Source organism: Nocardia camponoti (assembly GCF_014646135.1).
GTDB classification, from domain to species: domain Bacteria; phylum Actinomycetota; class Actinomycetes; order Mycobacteriales; family Mycobacteriaceae; genus Nocardia; species Nocardia camponoti.
On sequence record NZ_BMMW01000005.1, the window covers coordinates 96,405 to 121,240 of the forward strand.

Here is a 24,836-nt window from a genome sequence, read left to right on the forward strand (position 1 = left end):
CATGGCGATTTACCTGGTTCGACGGGTCGGCCAAGCCATCGCGGTGCTGTGGGCGGCCTTCACCGTCTCCTTCGTCGTGCTGTATCTGCTCCCGTCGGACCCGGTTTCGCTCGCGGCTGACGTGGGTGTCGGGGTGAAGCCGGACCCGGCCGCGATCGCGGAAATGCAGGCCCGCTACGGGCTCGATAAGCCGCTGTGGGAGCAGTACGCGACCGCGCTTGGCAACGCCGTAACTGGCGACCTCGGGCGGTCGATCAGCACTGGTCAGCCGGTCACGAAATTGATTGCCGACGCGGTGGCGTCGACGTTGGCGTTGGCTTCGCTCGCGCTCGTTTTCGCCGTTATTGGCGGTGGCGCGTTGGCGCTCTTCGCCACCCATACCCGCAGGCCGTGGTTGCGTGACACGTTGTCGGCGTTGCCGTCGCTGGGCGTGTCGATCCCGAACTTCTGGACGGGTCTGCTTCTGCTGCAAGTCTTTTCGTTCGGACTGCACTGGTTTCCGGCGTTCGGCGGTACCGGATTGCGTGGCACGTTGTTGCCCGCGATCACCCTCGCCATTCCGACGGGCGCGGTGATCGCGCAGGTGTTGATCGCGAGCATCACGAACACGTGGCGGCAGCCGTTCGCGGAAGTCGCTGTGGCTAAAGGTGGTTCGCGGTGGTGGGTGCAGCGCAGGCATGTGGCGCGGCTGGCGAGCATCCCGGCGTTGACGATCGCGGGCGTGATCGTCGGCAACATGCTCGCGGGTTCGGTGGTCGCCGAGTCGGTGTTCGCGCGGGCCGGTGTTGGTCGGGTGACGCAGACCGCGGTGATGAACCAGGACATCCCGGTCGTGCAGGGGGTGGTGCTGCTGTCGGCGGTGGTTTTCGTATCCGTGAATTTGCTTGTTGACCTGGTGTATCCGCTGCTTGATCCCCGGATCACGGCGGCGACCGGGGGTGCGGTCCGCTGGGGATTCGCACGGAAGTGGGCAGCATCGCGCGGTGCGAAAGGTGCGCTTGATGCGGGGAAGGGCGGGCGCGGTGGCGTCGCGCCTACCGTAGTTGATGGAGCACAGCCCGTCAGCGGTCCGGAGGAACGCAACGGCACAACGAGCGACGTGCTAGGGCGCGAACGCGCGGGGGACGACGCCGATGATGCGGCGGGCGAGCTAGCCACGTCATCGAGCGCTAGCCGTGGAGCCAAAGCTTCACGCGAGGTCGAGCGCGCGTCGGTGACATCTGTGAGCGAGCGGGCAGCCAAGCCAACACGCGAGGTCGAGCGCACATCGGTGACCTCGTCGAGCGAGGGGCGGGCAGCAACGGCATCACGCGAAGTCGAGCGCGCATCGGTGACATCTGTGAGCGAGCGGGCAGCCAAGCCAACACGCGAGGTCGAGCGCACATCGGTGACCTCGTCGAGCGAGGGGCGGGCAGCAACGGCATCACGCGAAGCCGAGCGCGCATCGGTGACATCGGCGAATAGTGAAGGGGTGCATCGTGGTTGACGTTGCAACGCGGCCCACGTTGGTCGCTGACGACGAAGTGTCGCGTGTATCGCCCGTTCGGTGGGTGCGCGGCCGAGTTGGGGTCATTGTTGCTAGCGGCGTACTGCTTCTCGCGATCGCATGGGCGCTCGTCCCGTCGATCTTCGCGTCCGGTGATCCGCTCAGCGGTGTTCCCGCGCAGAAGTTCCAAAGTCCCAGTGCCGCACACTGGTTCGGCACCGACAACCTTGGCCGTGACCTGTTCACGCGGGTAGTACACGGTGCGGGGCTGTCGCTCACCGCGACCGTCACCGCCGTCGGACTCGCGCTCGTCGTCGGGTCGCTGCTCGGGTTGCTTTCGGGCGCGGCTGGTGGGCTGATCGACGCCGCGATCATGCGCGTTGTTGACGTGCTGCTGTCGATTCCTGCCCTGTTGCTGTCGCTCGCATTAGTGACCGCGCTCGGCTTCGGAACGCGCAATGTCGCTATCGCCGTTGGTGTTTCGCTCATTGCCAACTTCGCGCGCGTGATGCGGTCGGAAGTGCTGCGGGTGCGCAACGCGCCGTACGTCGAGGCGGCACACGCGTCGGGGGTGCGTTGGTACAGCGTGCTCGCGCGACACGTCCTGCCCAACTCGATACAGCCGGTGCTCGCGCTCGCGGCAGTGGAATTCGGCATGGCGGTGCTCGCCGTTTCGTCGCTGAGCTTCCTCGGGTACGGCACGAAACCGCCTACGCCCGAATGGGGTTCGCTGATTTCGGAAGGACGCAATTACTTGGCGTCGGCATGGTGGCTGACCACGCTGCCGGGCTTGGTGATCATCGCTGTCGTGCTTGCCGCCCAGTACCTGGGCCGCCGTTTTGGGGGAGGTCAGCGATGAGTGAAACACGCGCCACGTCGCGAGTTGACGCAGGCAGGGGCGACCAACGAGCCGCGCGACACAGTGAGCTGGCCGAAGTATCCGCAGACAGCGGTCATCCCCGCAAGCAACGTGCCGCACAGCACAGCGAGCTGGCCGACGCACCCGCAGACCGCCGTCATCCCCGCGAACAACAAGCCGCGCAGCACAGCGAGCATGCCGACGTATCCGCAGACAGCGGTCCTCTCCGCGAGCAACCAGCCACGCAACAGAGTGAGCGGGCCGAACACAGCGAGCGGGCCGACGCGTCCGCAGACAGCGGTCATCCCCGCATGCAACCAGCCGCGCAACAAAGCGAGCTAGGCGGCGCATCCGCAGGCAGCGCTCAACCCCGCGAACAACAAGCCACGCAGCACAGCGAGCTAGGCGACGTATCCGCAGGCAGCGGTTACCGCGGCCAACGGGCCACGCAGCACAGCGAGCTGGGCGACGCTTCCGCAGGTCGTCCCCGCGATCCCAACCAAGCAGGCTCAGCTCCGCTGCTCTCGATCGCCGACCTTCGCGTGTCTTACCGGGTCGACAACCGGGACGTTCCCGCTCTCCGAGGCGCCTCAATCACCGTCCGTGCGGGCGAAGTCGTCGCGCTCGTTGGGGAGTCCGGGTCGGGGAAGTCGACGCTGGCGCATTCGGTGATCGGGCTGCTTGATGACCACGCGACCGTCGACGGACGTATCGAATTCGACGGGGCGACAATCGATCCCAGCAACGAGTGCGCTGTCCGCAAGCTGCGCGGGGTGCGGATCGGGTTCGTTCCGCAAGACCCCGGACTCTCGCTGAATCCCGCGCTGCGGATTGGTGCGCAAGTGGCCGAAGCGCTGGTTGTGCACAAGCTCGCCGACCGACGCACCGCGGCGGTGCAAGCCGTCGAACTGCTCACCGAAGTTGGTCTTGACCAGCCCGAATCCCGTGCGCGGCAGTATCCGCATGAACTGTCGGGCGGGCAACGGCAACGCGTGCTGATCGCGATCGCGCTCGCCTGCTCACCCGACCTGATCATCGCCGACGAGCCGACGAGTGCCCTCGACGCGACGGTCGCGCGACAGGTACTCGACCGCCTCGCCGAACGCATCGCCGCGCGCGGTACCGCCGTGCTGCTCATCACCCACGACCTCGCGCTCGCCGCCGAACGCGCCGACCGACTTGTCGTGCTTTCGCACGGGGAAGTGGTCGAATCCGGGCCGACCGCGCGGGTGCTTGCCCAGCCAGCGCACCCGTACACGCGGCGGCTGCTCGCGTCGTCGCCGGCGCTCGCGCCAACGAACTTCCGCCCCGAACGGGCGCGAGCGAACACACCGCTGCTCTCAGTTCGACAGCTGCACAAGCAGTTTCACCTCGGCAGCGGCAGTATCGCGGCGGTCGACGGTGTCGAGTTCAGTCTCGATCGTGGCGAAACTCTCGCGCTGGTAGGCGAATCCGGCTCCGGCAAGTCGACGACCGCGCGAATTGCCTTGCGGCTCACCACCGCTGATAGCGGAACGGTGACCTTCGACGGGCACGACCTCACCAGCATCCGTCGCAAGCGACTGCGTGAACTGCGGCGACGGTTCCAGGTGGTGTATCAAAACCCGTACTCGTCGCTTGATCCCCGCTGGCGGGTCAGCGAGATCATCGCGGAACCGTTGCGCGCCTATGGAATTGGCGACCGCAAAGCACGGGTTGCTGAGTTGCTTGATCAGGTCGCGCTTGGAGCCGAGTTCGCCAACCGCAGGCCCGCCGAGCTCTCGGGCGGGCAACGGCAGCGTGTCGCCATCGCGCGCGCCCTCGCTTTGCACCCTGACCTGCTTGTTCTTGACGAACCGGTGTCCGCGCTCGACGCGTCAGTGCAGGCCCAAATCATCGAGCTGCTCAACGACCTGCAAACCGAACTTGACCTCGGCTACCTGTTCATCTCCCACGACCTCGCTGTGGTGCGGCAGATCAGCGACCGCGTCGCGGTGATGCGCCACGGGCGGATCGTCGAAATCGGGCCCACCGCACGGATTTTCACCGACCCACAGGACCCGTACACCCGGGAATTGCTGGCCGCCATTCCAGCGCCCGCTGACGGAAAGGATCTCACCCGATGAGCGACCTGCTATTGGGCCTCGAAACCGCAGGCACCGGAACGCATCCGGCGTCGTGGCGGCGTGCGGACTCCCGCGCCGAAGACGTGTTTGGTGCCGCGTATTGGACCGCGGCGGTTGCGCGAGCGGAGGCGCTTGGGTTCGACGCGGTGCTGGTGCCGGACTCGTTTGGCATTGCCGAGGGCGACGGCGTCGCGCGTGGGCAGCTTGACGCGGTGGCGATCGCGGCGCGCACGGCACCGGTGACCTTGCGCATCGCCCTGATCCCGCAGGTCAGCGTGACGCACACCGAGCCGTTTCACGTGTCGAAAGCTGTTGCGGCACTTGACTTCGCGAGCCTGGGGCGCGCGGGGTGGGAAGTGACGGTGTCGTCTACCGATGCCGAAGCGAAAGCGTTTGGCCGCAAGGAGATTCAGGATGCTGAATCCTTGTGGGCCGAGGCGGAAGAGGCAGTCGAGGTCGCGACTCGTCTTTGGGACAGCTGGCAGGACGACGCGGAAATCCGCGGCACCGCGACGGGCCGCTTCATCGACCGCGCCCGCGTGCATTACATCGACTTCGTCGGCGAGTTTTTCTCGGTCAAGGGCCCGTCGATCACCCCGCGCTCGCCGCAGGGCCAGCCGGTTGTTGTGGTGCGCGCGGATAGCCCGGAGTCGCTCAAAGTGGCGGCCCGTCGGGCGGACGTGGTGCGGGTGGGCGCTACAGCCGACTTAGGTGGGCGCGACGAGCCCGGTGCGCGCGACGGTGTTTCGCCAGCGAACACGGTCCACGCCGGCGTGCTCCCAGCTGTGCCGGATCCCTCAGCCCAGAGCCCGGCCGACGGCCAGCTCAGTGCCGTGCCGGACACTTCAGCCCACGGCCAGCTCAATGCCGACCCGGACACTTCAGCCCACAGCCCGGCCCACGGCCAGCTCAGTGCCGTGCCGGACACTTCAGCCCACAGCCCGGCCCACGGCCAGCTCAATGCCGAGCCGGACACCGCCGTCACCACGGAACACGGCTACCTGCGGGCTCGCACCGTTGCTGGCGAGGCGAGACCGCTGCCGCTGACCACGTGGCTCGCCGCGGTTGCGGCCCGACGCGATGACGTGCGTCGCGAGGTTGCTGCCACTGGACGAGATGCCGACAGCGTGCACGTCGTGGTGGATCTCGTTGTCCACGTTGCCGATTCGATCGCCGAAGCGGAGCGCGAACTCGCCGAACTCGACGGCTGGCTCGGCCGCAGCATCGACGACATCACCTTCGTCGGCACCCCCGCCGGCCTCACCGAACTCCTCGCCGCCGTCGCCGACGCGGCCGACGGCGTCACCCTCCGCCCGCTCGCCCTCAACGCCTTCCTGACCCGCCTCACCCCACTGCGAGCCAACGGCGACGCGCCCCCATCGAGCACCACCGAGCCGAACGGCAGCGCATCCGCTAACAGCCTCAATGTGCCCGCCAACTCCTCGCCACCCCTGGCACCCACGCCCAATCGGAATGCTGCAACCTTCCGCGACCGCCTCGCCCTGCCCCGCCCAACCAGCCGTTACGCCACCGAAGGAGCCGCGCTGTGACCGGCAAACCACGTAAGCAAGTGCATCTCGCCGCGCATTTTCCCGGCGTCAATAACACGACGGTGTGGGCGGACCCGGCGTCGAAGTCGCAGGTGGATTTCAGTTCGTTCGAACACCTCGCGCGCACCGCCGAGCGGGGCCTTTTCGACTTCTTCTTCCTCGCCGAAGGACTGCGGCTGCGCGAGCACCTGGGCAAGGTGCACGACCTTGACGTGGTCGGGCGACCCGACACCTTCACCGTGCTCAACGCTGTCGCCGCCGTCACCGAGCGGCTCGGACTGGCGGGCACGATCAACTCCACTTACAACGAACCTTTCGAGCTCGCGAAGCAATTCAGCTCGCTGGACCATCTGAGCGCCGGCCGCGCAGCGTGGAACGTCGTCACCTCCTCCGACGCGTTCACCGGCGAAAACTTCAGGCGCGGTGGGTATCTCGACCACAGTCAGCGCTACGTTCGCGCGGAGGAAGTGGTCGCGGCGACCCGCGCGCTGTGGGACAGCTGGGGCAGCGAAACGCTCGTCGTGGATCGCGAGAGCGGCGTCTTCGCCCGCGATATCCCCGAAACCCGGTTCGTGAGTTCGCAATTCGACATCGACGCCCGCTTCGTGCTCCCACCGAGCCCGCAGGGTCACCCCGTCCTGCTGCAAGCGGGCGACTCCGACGACGGCCGCGAATTCGGTGCGAAAACCGCCGATGCGATCTTCACCGGGCACGGCACTCTTGAAGCGGGACAACGCTTTTACGCTGACATCAAGGGTCGCCTCGCCAAGTACGGGCGCACCCATGACGAGCTGCTTGTGTTCCCCGCTGCGACGTTCGTCATCGGCGACACGCTCGAAGACGCCAACGAACGCGCCCGCCACATCCGTTTGCAACAGGTGAGCCCGCAGACCGCGATCGCCTTCCTTGAGCAGGTGTGGGGCCGCGACCTTTCCGAATACGACCCCGACGGACCGCTGCCGGACGTCGACCCCGACCCCGCCGCCGAGATCACTCGCGGTCGCGTGCGCCACGTGAAAGACCCACTGGTAGTGGTGAAGTCGTGGCGTGAGCGGGCCGAAGCGGACAAGCTCTCGATCCGCGAACTGATCATCGAGGTCACCAGCCGTCAGCAGTTCGTCGGCACCGCGACCCAGGTCGCCGAGCAGATCGACAGCTACGTCCAGGCCGACGCCGCCGACGGCTTCATCCTCGTCCCCCACCTCACTCCCGGCGGGCTCGATGAGTTCGTCGACAAAGTGGTGCCTGAGCTGCAAGAACGCGGCAGCTTCCGCACCAACTACACCGGAACCACCTTGCGCGACCACCTCGGCCTGCGTACCCCGACCCGCCATCTCGAAGGAGCACGTGCGTCATGACCGCCACCCTGAACACCACCGCTTTCACCGAAGAATGGACCCGCTGGCACGAAGAGCGCGAAGCCGCCCTGCGCGCGCCGCTCGGCTGGTTGAGCCTCACCGGCTTGCACTGGCTCACCGATTCACCCGAGCACCTCGACGGCGTGCCTGGCACGTGGTGGGTGACCGACGAGAAGGTGTTCATCACCGCGCAGCCCGCTGACCGGCTGGTTTTCGACGGCGAACTCGTCGCTGGCGTTTCGATCTTGACGCCCGTCGAAGGTGCGCCTGGCCTGCTTGTCGACAACGATGGGCGTCAGCTTGAGGTGATCCGTCGCTCGGGTCAGTTCGCGGTACGCGTGCACGACAGCGCGGCGGCGACCCTGCGCGATTTCACCGGCGTTGTCGCCTACCCGGCTGACCCGCGCTGGGTCGTGACCGGCAACTTCACCCCGTTCGAGACCGAGCGGACCGTGACGACGGGCGCGGTCGTCGCCGGGCTTGAGCATCACCACCGCGCGCAGGGCACGATCGAGTTCACGCTCAAGGGTCAGCGCCTCTCGCTTGTCGCCTTCGGCACCCCCGCTGAGCTGCGTGTTCTCTTCACCGACGCGACGAGCGGCGTCACAACCTACCCGGCGGCGCGGGTGCTGACCGTTGGCGCGGTCGCCGAGGACGGCACCGTGGAACTCGACTTCAACCGGGCTGTCAATCTGCCGTGCGCGTTCACCGATTACGCGACGTGCCCGGTTGCTCCTGCGGAGAACCGACTGAGTGTGGCCGTTGAGGCGGGCGAACAGGATCCACGGCGATGAGTGTTCCTCTTTCGATTCTTGACCTGTCGCCGATTAGCGAAGGGTCAAGTGCCGCACAGGCTTTGCGCAACACCATCGACCTTGCCCAGCACGCGGAACAGTGGGGTTACCATCGGTATTGGCTCGCTGAGCACCACTTCGTTTCGGTTGCCAGTTCGTCGTCGCTGACGTTGCTTGGGTTGGTAGCCGCCGCGACCTCGCGTATTCGCGTGGGAACCGGGGCGGTACAGGTTGGGCATCACACGTCGGCGTCGATCGTGGAAGCGTTCGGCACGGTCGACGCGCTCAACCCCGGTCGGCTCGACGTTGGTCTTGGCCGGTCGGGACATCGGCGTACCGCATTCACGGCACCAAGTACGGTGTCCGACACCGTGATTGAGACCGAGGTGCGCGACGGTGTCGTGATTCCGCCGCCGTTCGAAGCCAGGAACATCATCGACAAGTCGAAGTTCCTCGCGTCCGCTGAGGCGTTGCAGCAGCGCAACGCCGAAGCGTTGGACTTCGCCGACCAGGTCGCCGAGGTGCGCGCGCTACTCAACGGCGACTTCGTCTCATCGAATGGTGTTGCGCTGCACGCTGTTCCGGGCGAAGGCATCGACGCGCAGCTGTGGCTGTTTGGGTCGTCAGCTGGCGAAAGCGCGGAATTGGCTGGGCGACTCGGTCTTCCGTTCGCGTCGGCGTATCACGTCGCGCCTGGCACCGCGGTCGCCGCGGTGGAGGCGTATCGGGCGGCGTTTGTGCCGTCGGCGGTGCTCAGTGCGCCGCATGTGATCGTGTCAGCCGACGTTGTCGTCGCGCCGACGGACGAGCGGGCGCGCGAACTGGCGAGCACCTATGGACAGTGGGTGTACAGCATTCGCAGCGGCGCGGGGGCGGCGAAGTACCCCGCGCCGGGTGCCGCGCCGCTGACCGACGAGCAACTAGCCCTGGTCAGCGACCGGTTGGCGTCGCAGATTGTCGGCGCGCCGGAGACGGTGACCGAGCGATTGGCAGCGCTCGCGCGCGTGACCGGGGCCGATGAGCTGCTGATCACGACCATTACGCACGATCACGCGGACCGCTTGGAGTCGCACCGGTTGCTGGCGGAGGCGTGGAACCTGACGCCGGCGCGTCGGCGCGAACACGCCGATGTTGGGGTACGAAATTAGGGTCGACTGACCTGGCATATTCGTGCACTTTCGCGGCCTAACCCAGGAAAAGGGGCAATGAGGTCGCGAAAGTGCACGGAAATGCCACCGCCGACCTTTGCGGCTGTCGACTAAGCGATGCGCGCCGGGGCCGCTGTGACGCCGTAGCCCAGATTCGCCAGCACCTCGCCCGTCGCCTTCGCGAAGTTCAACGTGATGAAGTGCAGGCAGGGCGCGCCTTCGGCGATCAACCGCTGCGCCATTTCGGTCGCGATCTCAATGCCTTCCGCACGGACGGCGGCCTTATCTTCCTCAGGGCCGGTGCCTGCCGCGCGGGTGAGGCGCTCCATCACCGACTTACCAAGCGGGCGACCGCACAGTTCCTCCGCACGCGCGACCGTGCGCAGCGACGTGATCGGCATCAGCTCGGGGATGATCGGCTTGGCACCCTCGATCGGGTCCATCGCGACAACGCGGTCACGCAACCGCAGGTAATGGTCGACGTCGAAGAACATCTGGGTAATCGAATACTCCGCTCCCGCACGGAGTTTCGCGGCGAGGAAGCGGGTGTCGGTGTCCAGGTCGGGCGAACGGTGATGGCCCTGCGGGAACGAAGCGACGCCAACGTGGAAGTCGCCGAGGTCGCGGACGATGCGGACGAGTTCGTCGGCGTATTCCACGCCTTCGGGATGCTTGGTCCACTCACCGAGGGGGTCGCCCGGCGGGTCGCCGCGCAAAACGAGCAGGTTGCGGATACCGCAGTCGGCGTAGGAGCCGACGAGCGCGCGCAGTTCGTCGATGCTGTGGCCGACGGCGGTGAGGTGCGCGACCGGCAGCAGCGTGGTTTCGGTGGCGAGTTCGCCGGTGATGCGGACCGTGCGGTCCTTGGTTGACCCGCCAGCGCCATAGGTCATCGAGACGAACGCGGGGTGCATGCGCTCGAATTCGCGCACGGTACGCCACAGTCGCGCCTCGCCCGCCGCGTCGCGCGGCGGATTGAACTCGACCGAGAACGGCACACCAGAATGGGCGGCCAAACTCTGCACCACGGACGGGGTATTCGAGACGATCGGCGTGGAGTGGGTGTCAGCTGGGGCGAAAATTCCCCGTCCATTGTCGAAAGTCACCCGGTCAGTGTAGTGGGCGGGGCCGCGGCGACTCGCACCCGCGCGAGAATTGTCCGGATTCGCGGGGAGAATGCACACATCCCAGCGGCGGAGAATACCGAGACTATCCAGCACTGAGCCGACCGGAGACTCCCGCGGCCAGCGTGCGAGAGGCGTTCGGAGCGGGAGACCGTCCGCACCACGCGGCGGGTGACGGTGTGCGTGACCCGCGTATTCTGCGACCGAACGCCGACCGCTCGCTCTCAACCTGGAGGCCATCTGTGTCCGCCGGAATCGGTACCCCGTTGTCCAGGTCTGTGGCCGATGCGTTGGCCGAGGTCGACCTCACCGCGCTCACCCCGGGTTCGCCTGCCTTTGTCGATGCCGTCGAAACCGCGCTGACCAGCTTCTTCGCAAGTCGGCGCGCGCTCGTTGAGCCGCTTGGGCCGGTGTTCATCGACTCCGCTGACGCGCTCGAACAGTTCGTTATTCGCGGCGGCAAGCGCACCCGACCGGGCTTCGCCTGGACCGGGTGGCTCGCGGCGGGCGGCGATCCCGCCGGGGCCGACGCGCCCGCTGTCCTCACCGCCTGCGCGGCGTTGGAGCTGGTGCAGGCGTGCGCGCTCGTCCACGACGACATCATCGACTCCTCCCGCACACGGCGCGGTTTTCCGACCGTGCATGTCGACTTTGAGCAGCGTCATCGCGCCGCGTCGTGGCCCGGTAGCGCGACCGAGTACGGCAGCGCGGTCGCGATCCTCATCGGCGATTTGGCCCTGGCCTGGGCCGATGACCTTGTCCACGAGGCCGGACTCGCGCCCGCGGCACTGCAACGGTTCGCGCCGGTGTGGGCGGCGATGCGCACCGAGGTCCTTGGCGGGCAACTGCTCGACATCAACGGCGAAGCGGGCGGCGACGAGTCGGTCGACGCCGCGCTGCGCATCAATCGCTACAAAACCGCCGCGTACACGATCGAACGCCCGCTGCATTTGGGTGCTGTGCTCGCCGCCGCCGACCCGGCGCTCATCGACGCCCTGCGCACCTATGGCACCGACGTCGGCATCGCGTTCCAGCTCCGCGACGACCTGCTCGGCGTGTTCGGCGACCCCGCCGTTACCGGCAAGCCGTCGGGTGATGACCTGCGCGAAGGCAAGCGAACGGTGTTGATCGCCGAGGCGCTGCGTCGGGGCGACGCGGCGGCGGGCGCGCGCATCCGCGCGGGTTTGGGCGCTGAGCTCACCGACGCCGAAGTCGATGACCTGCGCGCGCTACTTACCGACCTCGGCGCGGTCGACGACGTGGAACGTCGCATCGCCGACCTCACCGCGACCGGCCTCGCCGCCGTGGCCGCGAGCACTGCCACCCCGCACGCCAAACAACTGTTGCGCACGATGGCTGACTCGGCGACCAAGCGAGCCGCCTGACATGAAAATCGTTGCGGGACAGGTCAAATCGGTTGTGGTGATTGGCGCTGGACTTTCCGGTCTCGCCGCCGCACTGCATCTGCGTGGGGTTGGGTACGCCGTCACGGTGCTGGAACGCGCCGATCACGTCGGCGGACGAGCTGGGCGCTATCAATTCGATGATTACGAAATCGACAGTGGCGCAACGATTCTCACGATGCCGGAGCTGATCGACGACGCACTCGCCGCCGTCGGCCACACGCGCGAAACCGTGCACCCGCCGCTGCGCATCACCCGCATGAGCCCGGCCTATCACGCGCGCTTCGCCGACGGCAGCGACATTCGCGTCTTCGACGACGTCGCCGCGATGACGGCGGAGGTCGCGCGCGCGTGCGGTCGGGCTGAAGCGCGGGGTTATCGGCGGTTGCGCACTTGGCTCGCGCGGATTTACGACGCCGAATTCGCCGAGTTCATGGACGCGAACTTCGACTCTCCGCTCGACATGGTGTCGATCCCGGCCGCCGCCAACGCGCTTGGGCGGCTGATTCGCCTTGGCGGATTCGGTCGACTTGGGCCGCGCGTTCGGTCGTATTTGAGCGACGAACGCCTCGCCCGACTATTCACGTTCCAGGCGTTGTTCGCGGGCACGGTCCCGAACAAGGCGCTCGCGCTGTACGGCGCGATCCCGCACATGGACACGAGCCTTGGCGTCTTCTACCCCGAGGGTGGGATGCGCGCGATCACCGTCGCGTTGGCTGACGCGTTCGTGCGGTCGGGCGGCGTGCTCGTGCTTGGCGCGGACGTGCACCGGGTTGATTACGCGACAGTGCGCGAAAGCTCGCATTCGGAATTCGGGATTGACTCGCGCGGGGCGTCGCACCGCACCCGTCGCGCCGAAGCGGTCCGCACCACCGACGGGCGGCTCTTCGAATGCGACGCGCTCATCGTCACCGCTGACCTCGGCTCGCTCAAACCGCTTGGGCTCAAGCATCGGCGCGGGCTGCGGGCGTCACCGTCGGCTGTCGTCGCGCACGGCACGATCCCCGCCCACATCGCCGCGCAGTGGCCGGTCCAAGCGCATCACACCATCGACTTCGGGGCCGAATGGGATCGCACATTCACCGAGATCGCGGCCAAGCGCGGCAAGGGCAAGCTGATGAGCGACCCCTCGCTGCTGCTCACCCGGCCCGCGCTCACCGACGCGACGCAGTTCGTCGACCGCGCTGACGGTCGCTACGAACCGCTCTCGTTGCTCGCCCCATGCCCGAATCTCGACGCCGCCCCGCTCGACTGGGCCCGGCTCGGTCCCGCGTACCTGCGCGAGCTGCTTGCCGAGCTTGAGCGACGCGGCTATGTCGGGATTGCCGAACATTTCACCGTCGACCATCTCGACACCCCAACGACCTGGTCTGAGCAGGGAATGATCGCGGGCACGCCGTTTTCGATCGCCCACCTTTTCCGACAAACCGGACCGTTTCGACCGAGCAACATGTCACCGGCGTCTATCGGTATTGACAACGTTGTTCTCGCTGGTTGCGGCACCACACCGGGGGTCGGCGTGCCAACCACGCTGCTGTCGGGCCGGTTGGCCGCCGCACGAATCACCGGTGACCGGACGCACGTCGGGGGCGACCTCGGGGTTAGTGTTGCCCAGATGAAGCCGTAAACTCACGGCCGACCTATTCGCATTCGCGGTTGCGACCGCCGACCAACCGGGGGGACCGATCGAATATGCCGCCCCCCAAGACGACCGTAGGCCCCATGGACACCACGCGCACACTTGAGCCGCAGCGCCACCTGCCAACCGGAATCTCGTCGGGCGTGCTCGCACGATCCTGGTTACGCATCGCGGGCGACTTCCTTCGCAGCCCGGAAGGTCACGCCGCCCTAATGGGCTTTTTCGGCGCGATGATGATCACCTTCGGCGGGTTTGGCGCGGGGGCGGTGCGCAAGCGCGATCCGTTGCTTGAGGCGCTGCATCTTTCGTGGTTGCGGTTTGGGCATGGGTACGCGTTGTCGACGATCCTGATCTGGGTCGGCGTCCTGCTCATGATCACCGCGTGGGTGCGGCTTGGTCGCGCGATTATCGGGTCAACGCGCGTGACGCTCAATGAACTGCGCGCGATCGTCGTCATCTGGACAACGCCGCTGCTGTTCGCGGCCCCGATGTTCTCCCGTGACGCCTACTCCTACCTCGCGCAAGGCGCGCTGCTGCGCGACGGTTTCGACCCCTACCAGGTGGGTCCTGTCGCCAACCCGGGCGTGCTGCTCGACAACGTGAGCCCCGTGTGGACCACAACCACCGCGCCGTACGGGCCAGTGTTCTTGCTGATCGGCCGCGCGATTACCACCGTCACCGGCGACAGCGTGATCGCCGGGACCATCTCGCTGCGGCTCGTGATGCTGCCGGGCCTCGCGCTGATGATGTGGGCGGTCCCGTACCTCACCAAGCACCTTGGTGGTAAGCCGACGGTCGCGCTGTGGCTCGCGGTGCTCAACCCGCTCGTGCTCGTGCACCTCATCGGCGGCGTGCACAACGAGATGCTGATGGTCGGCCTGATGTGCGCGGGCATCGCGCTTGTACTCGAACGGCATCACGTCGCGGGCATCGTTGTTGTCGCGATCGCGGTCGCGATTAAAGCGACGGCTGGCATCGCGCTGCCCTTCCTCGTGTGGATTTGGATGCTGCACGAGAAGGAACGACGGGCCGCGCGACGAGCTGCCGCGTATCCGGAAAGCGCGACCCACGACGACCACCCCGATGCCGCGCGCGCGTCAGCCGACATGCCGCATCCGTTCTTCATGTTCGCCAAGATCGCGGGCCTTGGCGTCACGGTATTCGCTGCGGTGTTCCTCGCCGCGTCGGCGATCGCGGGCGTCGGCTTCGGCTGGGTGACCGCGCTGTCAGGGTCGAAGAAGATCATCAACTGGCTTTCGCTGCCCACGGTGTTCGCCGACATGATCACCTGGGTCACCCCGCTGCGTGAAGAAGCCGTGCTCGACGTGACCCGCAGCCTGTGCGCGTTCACGCTGATCGTGGTGCTGATCGCCACGTGGTGGCGGTTCCGGCACAGCGAGCGTGAGGCCGTGATGGGCATCATCATCGCCTTCGTCGCCATCGTCCTCCTCTCCCCCGCCGCCCTGCCCTGGTATTACTCCTGGCCGCTCGCGCTCGCCGCGGGCTTCGCGCTGTCGACCCGCACCTTGCAGTGGCTCGTCGGCATTTGCACCTGGTTGATGCTGGTTTTCCAGCCCGACGGGTCGATCGGCCTCTACAACTTCTGGCATGTCGCCGCCGCCACGTTCGTCGCGGTTGTCGCTGCCTGGTCGTTGCGTAACGTCGACCCGCTGCACCTGCGTTCGGCCCGCTCCCGCGCCGCCGTCGCGACGAGAGATTCGGCGCCGATCGTTCGAGCATGAGCGATCTCGACACCGCCTACGCGCTGTGCGGGCGGATAGCCGCCGAACATGGGCGCACGTACTACTTGGCGACCCGCCTGTTGCGCCCCGAGCAGCGTCGTGCGGTGCACGCGCTGTACGCGTTCGCGCGGATGGTTGACGATGTGGTTGACCACGCCGACAACCCAGGGCACGTGCTTGACCCGATCGAAAGTCGAAGGGGCGCAACGACTTTCGGCCCTAAGGTTGCGACGCTCGCGCCGCACGCTTTGGTCGCCGAACTGGATGAGATCGAGCGCCTGCTCGCCGAGGCACTCGCGGCGGTTGACGCTCGGCCTGCTGATGTCCAGTCCTCCGACGCGGCTCAGCGCACCTTTCCCGCCGCCAACTGGACTGATCGTCAGCGGGTGGGCTCGCACAACCAGCGCGGAGCTGCCGATACGCGCATCGTGCACGCGGAGGGTTCGCCGATCAGACGGACCGAGTCCAACCAGCGCGACCTCATCATCGCCGCCCTCGCCGACACCATCGCGACGTACCACCTCGACCCGCGTCACCTCACGACGTTCCTCGACGCCATGCGCATGGACATCCCCGGCTCGCCCACCTTCCGCGCCCGCTACGCGACGATGGGCGACTTGCGCGAGTACATGGCCGGGTCAGCGGCTGCGATCGGGTTGGTGTTGTTGCCCGTGTTGGGCACGGTCGGGCCGCGTGCGGACGCCGAACCGGCCGCTGCCGCGTTAGGTGAGGCGTTTCAGCTCACGAACTTCCTGCGCGACCTCGGCGAAGACCTTGATCGCGGGCGCGTGTACCTGCCCGCCGACGAATTGGCCGCGTTCGGGGTCGACGAAGCGCGCCTGTTTGCATGCCGCGAGCAGGGCAAAGTCGACGGACCGCTACGGCGCGCGCTGGCGCACCTGATCGCCGTCAACCGCGACTTCTACCGCCGCGCGGCCCCTGGCGTCGATGCCCTCGACCCGCGCGTGCGCCCCGCGATCCGCACCGCGTCAGTCCTGTATGCCGAGATCCTCGACCAGATCGAGTCAGCCGACTACGAGGTTTTCGCGCGCCGGGCCGTCGTCGGGACCCGGCGTCGCGTGCTCGTGGCGAGCGCGGCACTAGTTCGCTCGCGCTCGCCCCGACGAACCTAGCCACTGCCTCGCCCCACGGCAGCCAGCGCGCACTGGCACGCGTCCCGACGAATGTGCGCACCGCCCGTCTCGCGGCAGCCAACGCGCACGGTCTCGCGGCCCCGACGAACGCGATCACCAGCTCGCCTCGTAGCAGCGAACGCGCAAGGTCTCGCGAGCCCGCGAACGTCATCATCCGCGCGGCAGTACAACGCATGCTCGTGCGCTAGCGGTACCAGCGTCGGACACGCACCAAACTCAGAAGGGCTCAGCAGCCGCCCTGCGCACAACCTCGCGCGCCAAATCGCCGTGCAGCGCGTCTACCGGGCGGCCCGGGAGCGAATCGTCCTCGGTGAAGATCCAGCGCAGGATTTCTTCCTCGCTGTATTTACCGTCGCGCATCACCGTGATCAGGCCCGGGAGGAAGCGCACTACCTGGCCGTCGGCGTCGAAGAAACGCTCCGGGATGCCCATCACGCCGTCGCGGCGCACGGCGATGAGCTCGTGGTCGCGCAGCATTTGGTGCACGCGCGTGACGGGAACGCCGAGGTTTTCGGCGACGTCAGGCAGTGCGAGCAGGGTCTCGGTGTCGGGCAGCACGTCTTTGCTGCAAGGAATGGCACTCACTCACGCAACGGTAGTCGCTGTTGGGTCGCCTACATCCGCAGGCCTGGCCGCGTCGCCCAGTTACCATCGTGGGGCCACCATCACCGGAGTGGCACCTACGCTGTCGGAGGACCTGCATTGATCGGCCAGATGCTGGAAGGGCGCTATCGCATCGACGCGCCGATCGCGCGCGGCGGAATGTCGATGGTGTTCCGAGGCACCGACACGCGCCTTGACCGGCCAGTCGCCATCAAGGTGATGGACCCCAAGTTCGCGAGCGACCCCCAGTTCTTGAGCCGTTTCGAATTCGAAGCGCGGGCGGTGGCGAAGCTGAAGCATCCGTCGCTTGTCGCGGTGTATGACCAGGGCGTTGATCGCGAATACCCGTTCCTCATCATGGAATTGGTGGAAGGCGGCACGTTGCGTGAGCTGCTGCGCGAACGTGGTCCAATGCCACCGCATGCCGTGCGCGCTGTCGCTGAGCCGGTGTTGCGCGCGATCGGCACCGCCCACGACGCTGGGCTCGTCCACCGCGATATCAAGCCCGAGAACGTGCTCATCTCCGACGCGGGCGAGGTGAAAATCGCCGATTTCGGGCTCGTTCGCGCGGTCGCGGCGGCCAACACCACGTCGGCGAGTGTGATCCTCGGCACGGCCGCGTACCTGTCGCCGGAGCAGGTCACCACCGGCACCGCCGACGCCCGCAGCGACGTGTACTCGTTCGGCTTGCTGATCTTCGAACTGCTCACCGGGCAGGTCCCCTTCACCGGCGACAACTCGCTTTCGGTCGCGTACCAGCGCGTCGAGAACGACGTTCCGCCGCCCAGCCGCTTCATCGAAGGGGTGCCGCCGGAATTCGACGCGCTCGTCGCCAAGGCAACCGCCCGCGATCCGCAGGCGCGCTTCGCCGACGCCAACGAGATGGCCGCCGAACTGCAGTCGATCGCGATGCGGTTGAACCTGCCGCCGTATCGCGTTCCCGCACCGCAGGATTCGGCCGAGCACCAGTCGATGCGGTTTCCGGTCGCTGAACCGGTCGCGGCTGGCTCGGCGCATCTCGCAACCACACACCTGCCCGTCGCGCGACCGGCCGCGCCACACCCGCCGCAGCACACACGCGTGGTCACCGCGCAGCGTCCACGGCCCGAGGAATACCACCATCCGACCCCCGAAACCGCTTCGCGTAGAACAGGTTTGATGTGGGTCGGCATCGTTACCGCGCTCACGTTGCTCGTCGGCATTGGCGGGTGGTGGCTTGGCGTTGGGCGTTACACGGCGGTCCCGGCGATCGCGGGCGTTGACAGCCAGGTCGCCGTTACGCGACTGCAAGAGGCTGGCTTCGAAACCGCCCTACGCCAGAAGGCGTCCGACACCGTCCCGATGGGCGGCGTTGTCGGCACCGACCCGTCGGCAGGCGCGCGCGTGACCAAGGGTTCCACGGTCGCCGTGCTCATCTCAAGCGGCAAACCCCGTGTGCCAGAAGTGAAACCGGGCGACACCCTCGCGTCGGTGAACCAGGCCATCCGCGACATGGGCCTGCAACCCATCGACGCGGGCGAAGCCGCGAGCACGGCCCCGAAGGGCAGCCTGGCGAAGGTCGACCCAGCTCCGGGCACCGTCCTCCCCGGCGGCGCGCAGGTGAAGGTGTACCGCAGCAAGGGCTCGCAACCGGTGAATGTGCCTGACGTGAAAGGAAAGTCGGCCGAAGACGCCGCGAAGGCCCTGACCGCGGCTGGCCTGACCGTCCGCGAAACCCGCGTGCAATTCGACAAGGATGTCGAGCACGACCGCGCCATCGCAACCGACCCGCCCGTCGGCACCACCCTGCAATCGGGCGACAGCGTGGCCTTGCTTGTCTCCAACGCGGTCAAGGTGCCGAACGTGATGGGCAGCAGCGTAGGAAACGCCCGCGCGAAACTTCAACAGTTGGGGTTGCGCGTCGAAGTGAAGTCGCTGACCGACTCCGACAGTTCCATCGTGATCGGTCAGCTGCCCGGCTTCGGAACGAATGTGGAGGCGGGAAGCGTCGTTTCGCTGACCGCCTTGCCTTGAAGAGCAGGCGCCCCCGACAAGCCGGAGAAACCGGCTAAGCCCGAGAAGCCTGCTCGCTAGGACTCAGCGCAGCATCTCCGCGACGAGGAACGACAGTTCCAGCGACTGCTGGGTGTTGAGTCGCGGGTCGCACGCTGTCTCGTAGCGGTCCTCAAGGTCCAGGTCTGAGATGTCCTGCGCGCCGCCAAGGCACTCGGTGACGTTCTCGCCGGTGAGTTCGATGTGCAGGCCGCCCGGGTGCGTGCCCAGCGCGTGATGCACCTCGAAGAAGCCTTGGACCTCGTCGACGATGCGGTCGAAGTGGCGGGTCTTGAAGCCCGTCGACGACTCGTGGGTGTTGCCGTGCATCGGGTCGCACTGCCAGATCACCTGGTGACCGGTGGCTTGGACCTTCTCGATGATCCCAGGCAGCACGTCGCGGACCTTGCCGTTGCCCATGCGCGCGACCAGCGTCAACCGGCCAGGCTCGTTGTTCGGATCAAGCCGCTCAACGTACTCAACCGCCTGCTCAGGCGTGGTCGTCGGGCCGATCTTGAGCCCGATCGGGTTCGCGAGCAGTTCGGCGAACGCGATGTGAGCGCCGTCCAACTGCCGCGTACGTTCCCCGATCCACAGGAAGTGCGCCGACAGGTCATAGAGCAGCGGCTCGCCACTGTCGGACTCCGACAGCCGCAGCATCGCCCGCTCGTAGTCCAGCACAAGCGCCTCGTGCGAAGCGTAAATCCGCGCGGTCTTGAGGCTGGGGTCGTTGACCTGACAGGCGGCCATGAACCGCAGCCCCTTGTCGATTTCCTCAGCGAGGGTTTCGTAGCGCGCGCCAGCGGGCGACTGCGCGACGAAGTCGCGGTTCCAATCGTGGAGACGATGCAAATCCGCGGTGCCCGCGCTGGTGAGCGCGCGCACCAGGTTCATCGCCGCCGACGCGTTGGCGTAAGCCCGAACCAGGCGCGACGGATCATGCTGCCGCAACGCCTCATCAGCGACGATCGAGTTCACCATGTCACCGCGGTAGGACTTGAGCCCGAGCGCGTCGGTGTCGGCCGAACGCGGCTTCGCGTACTGACCGGCGATGCGCGCGACCTTCACCACCGGCATCGACGCACCGTAGGTGAGCACGACGGCCATCTGCAGCAACGTGCGGATGTTGCCGCGAATGTGCGGCTCGGTGTTGTCGGCGAACGTTTCGGCGCAGTCGCCGCCCTGCATCAGGAACGCCTCACCCCGCGCGACGGCGGCGAGCTGCGTCTTGAGGTCTTCCACCTCGGCGGGCAGGCAGATGGGCGGCACACTTTCGAGCACGGTGCGCATGCTCGCGGCCTGGTCGGCGTCCCACGACGGCTGCTGCAATGCCTCACGGGCAAGCGCGGCGTCGAGACGGGCACGCAGCTCGGCAGGCAGCGGCGGCAGTTCCGGCAGGCGGTCAATGGGTACGTCGACGGTCCAGGTCACCCATCAAGAATACGGACCCCCGCCGAGCAGGGCGCACTCGCGGTGAGGCTGACCCCGACCTGCCAACCACCCACCCCTGCGCGCGGATCGCCCGCGGGCGGAATAAGGTCGAAGTCCATCCGTGAGCTAGGGCTCACCCGCACGAAGAGGCGATCTCCCTGCGATATTTTTACGACACCGAATTCGTTGAGGACGGGAAGACGATCGATCTGATCTCGATCGGCGTCGCGTGTGAGGACGGCCGCGAATATTACGCGGTGTCAACCGAATTCGACGCGAGCAAAGCCGGTCCGTGGGTGCGCAAGAACGTGCTGCCGAAGCTGCCGCCGCCGAGTTCGCCGCTGTATCGCAGTCGCGCGCAAATCCGCGATGACCTGCTGAAGTTCTTCCTCCCGCGTCCTGGCGTCGAACCGGAGCTGTGGGCGTGGGTCGCCGCGTACGACCACGTCGCGCTGTGCCAGTTGTGGGGTTCGATGACCGCCCTCCCCCGCGACCTGCCCCGCTACACCAACGAGCTACGCCAACACTGGGCAGCGCACGGCAACCCACCGCTGCCCCCGGCCCCGGAAGACGCGCACGACGCGTTAGCCGACGCCCGCCACAACTTGGCGAAGTTCGAGGCAATAGAAACCCACCGCCGCACCCCCCGCCTTTAACCCGCGAGAACACCAAAAGCGAAGGCCCCGAATCGAATTCGATTCGGGGCCTTCGCCTTACTTACTCAACAGCTCAGTGGCCGAACGGCTCACTGCTGTTCGCGATCGCCTGCTGCTCGGCGAGCACGGTGAGCATCTTGTGCTCCTCGTCCTCCTCGATCTCAGCCCAGGTGTCGCCCTCAGCCTTCGGGTCGGCCCGCAAGAAGCTGCCGGTGCCCGGCGAGCCCGCCGAACCCAGCTTGTTCATCTTCTTCGGCACGTGCGCGCCCTGGTACTCGAGCGGCACCGCGTGGCCGTGCGAGTCGACGCCACCAAGCGGCTGGTGGACCTCGATGTACTCGCCGTGCGGGAGACGCTTGATGACACCGGTTTCGATGCCGTGCTCAAGCACAGCGCGGTCGCTGCGCTGCAGACCAATGCAGAAGCGGTAGGTCACGAAGTACGCGATCGGCGGCAGCAGCAGCACACCGATACGACCGAACCAGGTGGTCGCGTTCAGCGAAATGTCGAACTTCAACGAGATGATGTCGTTGACACACGACAGCGTGAGCACCACGTAGAACGCGATGGCCATCGCGCCGATGGCGGTACGCACTGGCACGTCGCGCGGACGCTGCAGCAGGTTGTGGTGCGCCGATGTGTCGCCGGTGAGGCGCTTCTCGATCCACGGGTAGGCGATCAGCAGCGTGAAGACCAGGCCCATCACGAGCGCGACCCAGAACACGGCGGGAACCGTGTAATTGCCCAGGTAGAGCTCCCACGGCGGCATCAAACGCGCCATGCCGTCGGTCCACATCATGTAGAAGTCAGGCTGCGAACCGGCCGAAACCTGCGACGGGTTGTACGGGCCAAGGTTCCAGATCGGGTTGATCTGGAGCACGCCACCCATGATGCCGACGATGCCGAGGGTGAACGCGAAGAACGCGCCCTGGTCAGCGGCGAACACCGGGATGATGCGCGCGCCGACAACGTTGTTCTCGGTGCGGGCCGGGCCGGGGAACTGTGTGTGCTTCTGGTACCAGACCAGCGCGACGTGCGCGCCGATCAGCGCCAGGATGATGCCCGGCATCAACAGCACGTGCGCGACGTAGAGACGCGGGATGATGATGTCGCCGGGGAAGTCGCCAGCGAACATCAGCCAGTGAATCCAGGTACCGACGACCGGAACACCGATCACGATGCCCGAGAACGCGGCGCGCAGACCCGTACCCGACAGGAGGTCGTCGGGAAGCGAGTAACCGAAGAAGCCTTCGAACATCGCCAGAATCAGCAGCAGCGAGCCGATCACCCAGTTCGCTTCACGCGGCTTGCGGAACGCGCCGGTGAAGAAGATGCGGAACAGGTGGATGATGATCGACGCCGCGAACAGCAGCGCTGCCCAGTGGTGAATCTGTCGGACGAACAGACCGCCACGCACCTCGAAGGAGATGTTGAGCGCGGTCTCGTACGCACGCGACATGGTGACACCACGCAGCGGCTGGTACGCGCCGTCGTACACGACGTGTGCCATCGACGGATCGAAGAACAGCGTCAGGTACACACCCGACAGCAGCAGGATGATGAACGCGTACAGCGCGATCTCACCAAGCAGGAACGACCAGTGGGTCGGGAAGACCTTGTTGATCGACCGCTTCACGAACGCGGCGGCGCGGTACCGCTCGTCCATCTCGTTTGCCTGGTTGCCCAGGACGTTTGCCACGCTCATGAACGACGCTCCCAGAAGGCCGGGCCGAGCGGCTCGATGAAGTCGCCGTTAGCGACCAGGAAGCCCTCGGAGTTGACGGTGATCGGCAGCTGAGGCAGTGCGCGGGCGGCCGGACCGAAGACCGGCTTGCCCCACTCGGTCGCCGAGAACTGCGACTGGTGGCACGGGCACAGGATTCGGTTGGTCTGCTGCTCGAAAAGCGAAGTGGGGCAACCGAGGTGGGTGCAGATCTTCGAGTAGGCGAAGTAGTCGCCGAAGTTGAAGCTCTCCTGGCCCTTACGCTTGATGGCTTTTTCCGCATCGGCGGTGCGCAGACGAATCAGCATGACCGCGTTGCGGATACCGCGCAGCGACTGGAGGGTGGCGTGGGAGTCGCCGCGCCACTTTTCCTTCCACGGGAACACGGTTTCCATGCCACCGGCATCGAGATCCTCGGGCCGCACGAGGACGACGTCCTCGGGGCGACCGGTGTCGCGACGGATGTAGATGGTCTCGCCGGGGTAGTCCGGGGTCCAGCCCGAAACCCACAGGTCCGACTTATCGCCCTTGGCCCACGGGTTCTTGACCATGCCACCGATGAAGACCAGCGCCGAACCGATGCCGAGCACACCAACGCCAGCGCCGGCGGTGCCGAGGATCATCTTGCGACGACCCAGGGTCGACTCGTCGAGCGCCTCGGTGAGTTCGGCGACAAGCGTCTTGCGGGCGACCTCGTCGGACGGGCCGTCGTGACGCTGCTGGATCGAGATCTCAGCGGGGATGAACTTCTTACGGATCAGCACGACCGCGATACCGATGACGAGCACCGCGATACCGAAGGTGACACCGATCAGCGGGGTGAACAGCGCGTAGCGGGTCTGGCCCGAGTCGCCGACACCCTTCCACTCCCACGGCCAAAACAGGAACACGCCGATCAGCGCGGCACCGAAGATGCCGGAGAGGGCGAACCAGAACGCGACAGCGCGCTCAGCACGCTTCTCCGCGCGGGTGCCCGGCACCGGCCAGCGCTGCTGGCGGTAGACGACGTCGACGTCGTCGAGCTTCACGCCGAGCGCGGCGAGCTGCTCAGTGCTCATCGAGTCCAGTTCGGCCTCGGTGGGTTCGCGACCCATGTCGCTGTGCTCCTGTCCACTCATGAGCGGGATCCGATCCAGATAGCGGCACCCACAACAGCGGTGATGCCGATGACCCAGATCGCGAGTCCTTCGGTCGCCGGACCGAATCCGCCCAGATCCCAACCGCCGGGAGACTTCTCCTCGGCGGAGTTCTTGACGTAGGCGACGATGTCGCGCTTCTCTTCGGGCGAAAGCTGCCGGTCGGAGAACTTAGGCATGTTCTGCGGGCCGGTGAGCATCGCGTCGTAAATCTGCTGCTCGCTGGCGGGCTCAAGCGGCGGGGCGAACTTGCCGCCCGACAGCGCGCCACCGCGACCGGTGAAGTTGTGGCACGACGCGCAGTTCATGCGGAACAGTTCCGAACCGCGCGCGACGTCGTCGCCACGCAGCGAGCCCTGGGCGATTTCGCCGTTGGCGTCACGCACGACCGACGGGCCACCGCCGTTAGCGGCGACGTACGCGCCGAGTGCGTCGGTCTGGTGCTCGTCGAACTTGGCGGGCTTGCGGACGGCCTGAGCGCCGTTGGCGGCCATGGGCATACGACCCGACGACACCTGGAAGTACACGGCCGCCTCGCCGACGCCGATCAGCGTCGGGCCACGGTCGGGCACACCCTGGAGGTTCGCACCGTGGCAGGTGATGCAGGAGGTGTCGTAAAGCTGCTTGCCTTCGCGAATCAGCGCCGCTTGGTCCTCATGCGCTGTCGCGACCTGAGCCTGGGGGGTGAGTGCGGTGGCCAAGAAGCCGGCTCCGACCAGACCGATCAGCAACGCGAGACCACTGGCGACACGACGACGAACGCGGCGCTGCTTACGCATCTTGGCAGCCTGGCCATTGCCGAGACCTGCTGGCTCGGGGGCCGACGGGGGAGATGAACTCATCTGTGTCCCTTTGGAGTAGACGGAACCGACTTGTACGAATGCTGTGCGCGGG

General features: G+C 66.7%; 18 protein-coding genes and 2 pseudogenes. 13 read left to right on the top strand and 7 right to left on the bottom strand.

Features of this window, described 5'->3' with window-relative positions; all coding sequences use genetic code 11:
* Position 1: 1 nt before the first annotated feature.
* Together IEX78_RS24430 and IEX78_RS21505 are read left to right on the top strand one after the other, a co-directional pair.
* Positions 2-928 (top strand): annotated as a pseudogene (locus tag IEX78_RS24430) (ABC transporter permease); the annotation flags it as partial.
* Positions 929-1,550: 622 nt separating this feature from the next.
* Complete coding sequence (locus IEX78_RS21505; protein WP_373291641.1) at positions 1,551-2,345, top strand: ABC transporter permease; 795 nt, start codon at positions 1,551-1,553, stop codon at positions 2,343-2,345.
* On the opposite strand, the gene IEX78_RS21510 is transcribed toward IEX78_RS21505, so the two are convergent.
* Positions 2,336-2,650 (bottom strand): hypothetical protein, encoded by a 315-nt coding sequence (locus IEX78_RS21510; RefSeq protein WP_188830854.1) that lies wholly within the window; start codon positions 2,648-2,650, stop codon positions 2,336-2,338. The two genes, IEX78_RS21505 and IEX78_RS21510, sit on opposite strands and share 10 nt — an antisense overlap.
* Positions 2,651-2,656: 6 nt before the next feature.
* Here IEX78_RS21510 and IEX78_RS21515 point away from each other — a divergent pair, with 6 nt between their 5' ends.
* The 5 genes and pseudogenes from IEX78_RS21515 to IEX78_RS21535 all read left to right on the top strand — a co-directional run bounded on the left by IEX78_RS21515 (position 2,657) and on the right by IEX78_RS21535 (position 9,300).
* Positions 2,657-4,450 (top strand): dipeptide ABC transporter ATP-binding protein, encoded by a 1,794-nt coding sequence (locus IEX78_RS21515; protein ID WP_229684210.1) that lies wholly within the window; start codon positions 2,657-2,659, stop codon positions 4,448-4,450.
* Positions 4,447-5,151 (top strand): annotated as a pseudogene (locus tag IEX78_RS21520) (LLM class flavin-dependent oxidoreductase); the annotation flags it as partial. The gene IEX78_RS21515 and the pseudogene IEX78_RS21520, both read left to right, overlap by 4 nt.
* A gap of 845 nt (positions 5,152-5,996) precedes the next feature.
* Positions 5,997-7,358: an NtaA/DmoA family FMN-dependent monooxygenase gene (locus tag IEX78_RS21525; protein ID WP_188830855.1), complete on the top strand. Its 1,362-nt coding sequence runs from the start codon at positions 5,997-5,999 to the stop codon at positions 7,356-7,358.
* A complete protein-coding gene (locus IEX78_RS21530; protein WP_188830856.1) occupies positions 7,355-8,152 on the top strand; it encodes a DUF1684 domain-containing protein in 798 nt (265 codons plus the stop codon). The genes IEX78_RS21525 and IEX78_RS21530 overlap by 4 nt, the downstream gene beginning before the upstream one ends.
* Complete coding sequence (locus IEX78_RS21535; protein WP_188830857.1) at positions 8,149-9,300, top strand: LLM class flavin-dependent oxidoreductase; 1,152 nt, start codon at positions 8,149-8,151, stop codon at positions 9,298-9,300. Before IEX78_RS21530 ends, IEX78_RS21535 begins: the two co-directional genes overlap by 4 nt.
* 110 nt (positions 9,301-9,410) lie before the next feature.
* Here IEX78_RS21535 and IEX78_RS21540 read toward each other — a convergent pair whose 3' ends face one another.
* Positions 9,411-10,406, bottom strand: coding sequence for a methylenetetrahydrofolate reductase (locus IEX78_RS21540; RefSeq protein ID WP_373291638.1), 996 nt, complete (start codon positions 10,404-10,406; stop codon positions 9,411-9,413).
* A gap of 296 nt (positions 10,407-10,702) precedes the next feature.
* On the opposite strand from IEX78_RS21540, the gene IEX78_RS21545 reads away from it, so the two are divergent.
* The 4 genes from IEX78_RS21545 (at position 10,703) to IEX78_RS21560 (ending at position 16,341) form a co-directional block, all read left to right on the top strand.
* A complete protein-coding gene (locus IEX78_RS21545; protein WP_229684232.1) occupies positions 10,703-11,809 on the top strand; it encodes a polyprenyl synthetase family protein in 1,107 nt (368 codons plus the stop codon).
* Position 11,810: 1 nt separating this feature from the next.
* Positions 11,811-13,454 carry a phytoene desaturase family protein gene (gene crtI / locus IEX78_RS21550; protein ID WP_188830858.1) on the top strand — a complete coding sequence of 548 codons (1,644 nt, stop codon included), beginning with the start codon at positions 11,811-11,813 and terminating at the stop codon, positions 13,452-13,454.
* A 95-nt stretch (positions 13,455-13,549) separates the two neighbouring features.
* Positions 13,550-15,208: an alpha-(1->6)-mannopyranosyltransferase A gene (locus IEX78_RS21555; RefSeq protein ID WP_188830859.1), complete on the top strand. Its 1,659-nt coding sequence runs from the start codon at positions 13,550-13,552 to the stop codon at positions 15,206-15,208.
* On the top strand, positions 15,205-16,341 hold the full coding sequence (locus IEX78_RS21560) for a phytoene/squalene synthase family protein (RefSeq protein WP_188830860.1): 1,137 nt from the start codon (positions 15,205-15,207) through the stop codon (positions 16,339-16,341). The genes IEX78_RS21555 and IEX78_RS21560 overlap by 4 nt, the downstream gene beginning before the upstream one ends.
* A 237-nt stretch (positions 16,342-16,578) precedes the next feature.
* On the opposite strand, the gene IEX78_RS21565 is transcribed toward IEX78_RS21560, so the two are convergent.
* Positions 16,579-16,947: an Rv2175c family DNA-binding protein gene (locus IEX78_RS21565; protein WP_188830861.1), complete on the bottom strand. Its 369-nt coding sequence runs from the start codon at positions 16,945-16,947 to the stop codon at positions 16,579-16,581.
* 129 nt (positions 16,948-17,076) lie between these two features.
* Here IEX78_RS21565 and pknB point away from each other — a divergent pair, with 129 nt between their 5' ends.
* A complete protein-coding gene (gene pknB, locus IEX78_RS21570; protein WP_188830950.1) occupies positions 17,077-18,978 on the top strand; it encodes a Stk1 family PASTA domain-containing Ser/Thr kinase in 1,902 nt (633 codons plus the stop codon).
* A gap of 63 nt (positions 18,979-19,041) precedes the next feature.
* Here pknB and IEX78_RS21575 read toward each other — a convergent pair whose 3' ends face one another.
* Complete coding sequence (locus tag IEX78_RS21575) at positions 19,042-20,427, bottom strand: class II 3-deoxy-7-phosphoheptulonate synthase (RefSeq protein ID WP_188830862.1); 1,386 nt, start codon at positions 20,425-20,427, stop codon at positions 19,042-19,044.
* A 158-nt stretch (positions 20,428-20,585) separates the two neighbouring features.
* Here IEX78_RS21575 and IEX78_RS21580 point away from each other — a divergent pair, with 158 nt between their 5' ends.
* Positions 20,586-21,083, top strand: coding sequence for a polyadenylate-specific 3'-exoribonuclease AS (locus IEX78_RS21580; protein WP_188830951.1), 498 nt, complete (start codon positions 20,586-20,588; stop codon positions 21,081-21,083).
* A 73-nt stretch (positions 21,084-21,156) separates the two neighbouring features.
* Here IEX78_RS21580 and qcrB read toward each other — a convergent pair whose 3' ends face one another.
* From qcrB to qcrC, 3 genes are read right to left on the bottom strand one after another with little or no spacing between them, the layout of a single operon-like run.
* Positions 21,157-22,788, bottom strand: a complete 1,632-nt coding sequence (gene qcrB, locus IEX78_RS21585; protein WP_229684212.1) for a cytochrome bc1 complex cytochrome b subunit — start codon at positions 22,786-22,788, stop codon at positions 21,157-21,159.
* Positions 22,785-23,924 (bottom strand): cytochrome bc1 complex Rieske iron-sulfur subunit, encoded by a 1,140-nt coding sequence (qcrA, locus tag IEX78_RS21590; RefSeq protein WP_188830863.1) that lies wholly within the window; start codon positions 23,922-23,924, stop codon positions 22,785-22,787. The genes qcrB and qcrA overlap by 4 nt, the downstream gene beginning before the upstream one ends.
* Complete coding sequence (qcrC, locus tag IEX78_RS21595) at positions 23,921-24,784, bottom strand: cytochrome bc1 complex diheme cytochrome c subunit (protein WP_188830864.1); 864 nt, start codon at positions 24,782-24,784, stop codon at positions 23,921-23,923. Before qcrC ends, qcrA begins: the two co-directional genes overlap by 4 nt.
* Positions 24,785-24,836 lie beyond the last annotated feature (52 nt).

What these genes read in the sequence shown, in the direction of transcription:
- qcrC (WP_188830864.1), bottom strand. Translation starts at nt 24,784, where the DNA reads ATGAGTTCATCTCCCCCGTCGGCCCCCGAGCCAGCAGGTCTCGGCAAT.
- qcrA (WP_188830863.1), bottom strand. Translation starts at nt 23,924, where the DNA reads ATGAGTGGACAGGAGCACAGCGACATGGGTCGCGAACCCACCGAGGCC.
- IEX78_RS21530 (WP_188830856.1), top strand. Translation starts at nt 7,355, where the DNA reads ATGACCGCCACCCTGAACACCACCGCTTTCACCGAAGAATGGACCCGC.
- IEX78_RS21560 (WP_188830860.1), top strand. Translation starts at nt 15,205, where the DNA reads ATGAGCGATCTCGACACCGCCTACGCGCTGTGCGGGCGGATAGCCGCC.
- IEX78_RS21510 (WP_188830854.1), bottom strand. Translation starts at nt 2,650, where the DNA reads ATGACCGCTGTCTGCGGACGCGTCGGCCCGCTCGCTGTGTTCGGCCCG.
- pknB (WP_188830950.1), top strand. Translation starts at nt 17,077, where the DNA reads ATGCTGGAAGGGCGCTATCGCATCGACGCGCCGATCGCGCGCGGCGGA.
- IEX78_RS21535 (WP_188830857.1), top strand. Translation starts at nt 8,149, where the DNA reads ATGAGTGTTCCTCTTTCGATTCTTGACCTGTCGCCGATTAGCGAAGGG.
- qcrB (WP_229684212.1), bottom strand. Translation starts at nt 22,788, where the DNA reads ATGAGCGTGGCAAACGTCCTGGGCAACCAGGCAAACGAGATGGACGAG.
- IEX78_RS21555 (WP_188830859.1), top strand. Translation starts at nt 13,550, where the DNA reads ATGGACACCACGCGCACACTTGAGCCGCAGCGCCACCTGCCAACCGGA.
- IEX78_RS21515 (WP_229684210.1), top strand. Translation starts at nt 2,657, where the DNA reads ATGCAACCAGCCGCGCAACAAAGCGAGCTAGGCGGCGCATCCGCAGGC.
- crtI (WP_188830858.1), top strand. Translation starts at nt 11,811, where the DNA reads ATGAAAATCGTTGCGGGACAGGTCAAATCGGTTGTGGTGATTGGCGCT.